Origin of the sequence: Actinomadura montaniterrae, assembly GCF_008923365.1 — a bacterium.
Lineage (GTDB): Bacteria > Actinomycetota > Actinomycetes > Streptosporangiales > Streptosporangiaceae > Spirillospora > Spirillospora montaniterrae.
Genome location: NZ_WBMR01000400.1, coordinates 1 through 4,505 on the forward strand (window position 1 = coordinate 1; position 4,505 = coordinate 4,505).

At 73.8% G+C, this 4,505-nt stretch carries 4 protein-coding genes and 1 pseudogene; 3 read left to right on the forward strand and 2 right to left on the reverse strand.

Features of this window, described 5'->3' with window-relative positions; translation table 11 throughout:
- Together F9B16_RS49370 and F9B16_RS49375 are read right to left on the reverse strand one after the other, a co-directional pair.
- The coding region (locus F9B16_RS49370) for a glycerate kinase (protein WP_192809395.1) at nt 1-623 on the reverse strand (623 nt) is incomplete at its 3' end.
- A 135-nt stretch (nt 624-758) separates the two neighbouring features.
- Nucleotides 759-2,204, reverse strand: a complete 1,446-nt coding sequence (locus F9B16_RS49375; RefSeq protein ID WP_151547177.1) for an NCS2 family permease — start codon at nt 2,202-2,204, stop codon at nt 759-761.
- A 215-nt stretch (nt 2,205-2,419) separates the two neighbouring features.
- Between F9B16_RS49375 and F9B16_RS49380 the strand changes: the two are divergent.
- From F9B16_RS49380 to F9B16_RS49390, 3 genes and pseudogenes are all read left to right on the forward strand, one after another.
- Nucleotides 2,420-2,737: pseudogene (locus F9B16_RS49380) on the forward strand (PucR family transcriptional regulator); the annotation flags it as partial.
- Nucleotides 2,738-2,763: 26 nt separating this feature from the next.
- Nucleotides 2,764-4,059, forward strand: a complete 1,296-nt coding sequence (locus F9B16_RS49385) for a helix-turn-helix domain-containing protein (protein ID WP_151547179.1) — start codon at nt 2,764-2,766, stop codon at nt 4,057-4,059.
- Between the two features lie 93 nt (nt 4,060-4,152).
- Nucleotides 4,153-4,505: DUF5685 family protein (locus F9B16_RS49390; RefSeq protein WP_225992664.1), on the forward strand; the 353-nt coding region annotated here is incomplete at its 3' end.

Genomic DNA, 4,505 nt, shown 5'->3' on the forward strand with positions numbered 1-4,505 from the left:
AGCAGCGGGCCCGCGGAGTCGCCCGCGACGACCACCTCGACGCCCGACAGGTCGGGCAGGGCGCGCAGGTCCAGCGCGTGCAGCGAGCGCAGCGCCGCACCGCCGGGCGGCAGGTCCTTGCCGAGCGCGTCGAGCAGCCGCCCGCCGAGCCCCTGGACGAGTCCCGCGCCGCCGTCGGTGCAGGCGCCGCCGCCGAGCCCGAGCACGATCCGGCGGGCGCCGAGCCGCAGCGCGTGCGCCACCAGCTGCCCGGTGCCGAGGCTGGACGCGGTGAGCGGGCGCGGCTTGCCGCCCGGCAGCCGGCGCAGCCCGGACGCCTCGGCCAGCTCCACCAGCGCGGTGCGGTCGCGGACGGCCAGCCGCGCGGTCACCGGACGGCCGGTCGGCCCGCAGACCTCGACCTCGACCCGGCCCCACCCGGCCGCGAGGGCCGCCTCGACGGTGCCGTCCCCGCCGTCGGCGACGGGCAGCTCGACGAGCGGGACGTCCGGCCGCGCGCGGCGCAGCCCGGCGGCGAGGTGGCGGGCCACCTGCGCGGCGGTCAGCGTGCCGGGGAACCGTCCGGGCGCCAGCAGGACGTGGCCGTGGGCGGGAGGGTCGGGGGGACGGTCCGCGGACACCACAGCCACGCCTTTCACGCCGGGGGGTAAGGCCCTACCTTCTGCTTACGCCATGACGGCACTATTTGACACCCGGAACCGCGCCCGAGACTTTCAAATGGGCCGACATTCGCGTGAGAATCTCGCGGGCCCCCGCCGCTACTTCACCCCGAGCCACGTCTCGATCGGGTGGATCGCGAAGAACAGCAGGAACAGCACCACCACGGGCCACAGCCACACCGAGACCTCGCGGACCCTGCCGCGGGCCAGCTTGATGATCGCGTAGGTGACCATCCCGCCGCCGATGCCGATCGTGATCGAGTAGGTGAACGGCATCAGCACGATGGTGAGGAACGCCGGGATCGCGATCTCCAGGTCGTCCCAGGTGACCTTGGCGACCTGCGTCATCATCAGCGCGCCGACCACCACCAGCGCGGGCGCGGCGGCCTGCGCGGGCACGACCGCGGCGAGCGGGGTGAGGAACAGGGTGAGCGCGAACAGCGCGCCGGTCGCGATGTTGGCCAGGCCCGTGCGGGCGCCCTCGCCGACGCCCGCCGCCGACTCCACGAACACGGTGTTGGCGGACGAGCTGGTCACGCCGCCGAGCGCGGCGGACAGGCCGTCCACCGACAGGATCCGGCCGAGCCGCGGCACCTCGCCCCGCTCGTTGGTGAGGCCGGCCTCGTCGCTGATGCCGAGGATGGTGCCCATCGCGTCGAAGAACCCGGACAGCACCAGGGTGAACAGGACCACGAGCGCCGTGATCACGCCCGCCCGGCCGAACCCGCCGAACAGGTCGACCTTCCCGAACAGCCCGAAGTCGGGCGCGGCGAACACCTTGTCCGGCAGGTCGGGCGTGACGACGCCCCAGCCGCCGTCCGGGACCGACGCGTACGACTGGATGACCACCGCCAGCACGGTGCCGGTGATGATGCTGATCAGGATCGCGCCGGGCACCCTGCGCACGTACAGCACGATCATCAGCAGCAGGGTGAGGCCGAACACCAGCGTCGGCCAGGTCTCCAGCCGGCCGCCGGTGCCGAGCGACAGCGGCGGGCTGGTCTTGCTCGAGGTGACGAACCCCGAGTCGTACAGCCCGACCAGCGCGATGAACGCGCCGATGCCGACCGCGATGGCGTGCTTGAGCGCCAGCGGGATCGAGTTCATGATCCGCTCGCGGACGCCGGTGAGCGCCAGCAGCACGATGATCACGCCCTCGATCACCACCAGGCCCATCGCCTGCGGCCAGGTCATCACCGGCGCCGCCTGGAAGGCCACCACCGCGTTGATGCCGAGGCCGGCGGCGAGGGCCAGCGGCGCGTTCCCGACCAGCCCCATGATCACCGTGGTGATCGCGGCGGACAGCGCGGTCATCGTGGTCAGCTGCGGGATCGACAGCGTCGCGCCGGTGACGTCCTTGGCCCCGCCGAGGATGATCGGGTTCAGCAGGATGATGTAGGCCATCGCGAAGAACGTGGTGACGCCGCCGCGCAGCTCGCGGGCCACCGTGGTCCGCCGCGCGGACAGGTCGAACAGCCGGTCCAGCGGCCCGCGCCCGCCGGCCGGCGGCGATGCGTCGGCCTTCGCCGTGTTGATCTTGGACATTCGCGCGTGCTCCGCCTTCACCAGCGTCGTTCCCGGAAAGTGCGAGCACAGGTTAGCCGCCGGGCGGCGCGCCGTCGTCCACCGGCACGGCCCGTCCGGCGGTGCCGGGATGTGATTCAGAACCAGCGCTGCGTGACGGGAACGGTCCGCTATAGCCTGCCATGGTGCGAATGCGAGACTCGGCGGACGCGCCGGCCCCCGATGCGTACGGGGACGCCTACGCGGACTCCTACGCGCTGCTGCTGGCCGCCGTCCCGGAGCGGACCCGGTGGTCGTTCCGGGAGCGGATGCTCGGCCCGCTGGAGGAGTACGACAGCAGCAGGCAGGCCGAGCTCCTGCACACCCTGGAGGTGTTCCTGTCCTGCTCGGGGTCGTGGAGCCGGAGCGCGACCCGGCTGCACGTCCATGTGAACACGCTTCGGTACCGAATCCGCCGAATCGAGGACCTCACCGGCCGGGATCTCGGCACACTTGAGGACCGAGTCGACTTCTTCCTCGCCCTGCGCGCGACGCGTCCGGCGAGCACCCTGTAGGCGACCACAAGGAAGAGCGGGGTCACATGGATCGGGAGACACTGGGGCAGCGCATCCGCGCCCTGCGGATCAGGCAGGGCGTGAGCCAGGCGCAGCTGGCCTTCCCCGAGCTGTCCGACAGCTACATCTCGCTGATCGAGAGCGACAAGCGGGTCCCCGCCCCGAGCGTGGTGGACCTGCTCGCGGTGAAGCTGAACTGCTCGGCGACCTACCTCGTCAGCGGCGTCAGCGAGGACGTCGTCGACGAGCTGCGCGTCACCCTGGACTACGCCGAGATCGCGCTGCGCAACGGCGCCGCCGCCGAGGCGCGGGCCCGGTTCGCCGAGGTGCTGGCCAACGCCGACGCCGTGGCGCTGCCGGAGATGCTGCACCAGGCCCGCTGGGGGCACGCCCTCGCGCTGGAGGCGGCGGGCGAGCTGGAGGAGGCGATCGCCGGGCTGCGGGCGCTGACCGAGGAGGCCTCCGCCGAGACCGACCTCGACCACTGGGCCCGGGTCCACGTCGCGCTGAGCCGCTGCCTGCGCGAGCGCGGCGACATCAGCGCGGGCGTGCAGGCGGCCGAGGAGGCGCTGCGGCACCTCATCGCGACCGGCGCCGACTCCACCGACGCCGCCGTCCACCTCGGCGCGGCGCTGCTGGCCGCCTTCATCGAGCGCGGCGACCTCGTCCGCGCCCGGCAGCTCGCCGCGCAGCTGGTCGAGCGGGCCGAGCGGATCGGCAGCGCGCGCGCCCGCACGGTCGCCTACTGGGAGGCCGCCAACGTCGCGCAGATCCGCGGCGAGTACGAGGAGGGCGTCGGGCTCGCCGAGCGCGCGCTGATGCTGGCCGGCGACGGCGAGGACCCGCGCGACCTCAACCGGCTCCGCGTCGTCTACGCCGGGCTGCTGCTGCGCGCCCGGCCCGACCAGGCGGTGCAGGCCCGCGAGCTGCTCACCCGGGTGAGCGAGGAGATCAACGCCGGATCCGCCGGGGAGATCGACGTGGCCCGGTGCCTGACCGAGCTGGCCCGCGCCGAGACGGCGCTCGGCCGCCCGGCGGAGGCGGTCCGGCTCGCCGAGGACGCCCTCGAGCTGCTCGGGGACGCGCCGCGCCGGGTCACCGCGGGCGCGCTGACCGTGCTCGGCGAGGCGTGCGTGCGGCTCGGCCACCGCGACCGCGCGGTGGAGGTGCTCACCCGGGCCGCGACGTGCCTGGAGGACATGGAGTCCTCGCGGGAGGCGGCGCAGGCGTGGTTCGACCTCGCCGAGGTGCTCGCCGAGACCGGCACGCGGGAGCCGCGGATGGCCGCCTACCGCCGCGCCCTGACCTGCGTGGGGGTCTGACCCCGCCGATTTCCGATCTTCCGCGACGAACCATCTCGGGGGCCGCGGCGTCCGTGAATAATGCTGCGAGTCGCCTGAGATGGGGAGATGCCGGTGTTCGGTGTGGTCCGTCCGTGCAAGCACGTGCTGTGCGGGTCGCTGTTCGAGGACTGGATGGCGCACCTGTGCGGGCTGTGCCTGACGCTGCGGGCCGAGCACGGCCAGGCGGCGCGGCTCGTCACCAACTACGACGGGCTGCTCGTCTCGGTGCTGGTGGAGGCGCAGGCGCCGGAGCTGTCGCCGCGCCGCAAGGCCGGGCCGTGCGCGCTGCGCGGGATGAAGACCGCCGAGGTCGTGACCGCGAAGGCGGAGGGCGCACGGCTCGCGGCGGCCGCGTCGCTGCTGCTGGCCGCCGGGAAGACCCGCGACCACGTCGCCGACGGCGACGGCGCGTACGCGCGCCGGCT

Coding starts and splice junctions, on each gene's coding strand:
- F9B16_RS49375 (WP_151547177.1), bottom strand. CDS start 2,204: ATGTCCAAGATCAACACGGCGAAGGCCGACGCATCGCCGCCGGCCGGC.
- F9B16_RS49385 (WP_151547179.1), top strand. CDS start 2,764: ATGGATCGGGAGACACTGGGGCAGCGCATCCGCGCCCTGCGGATCAGG.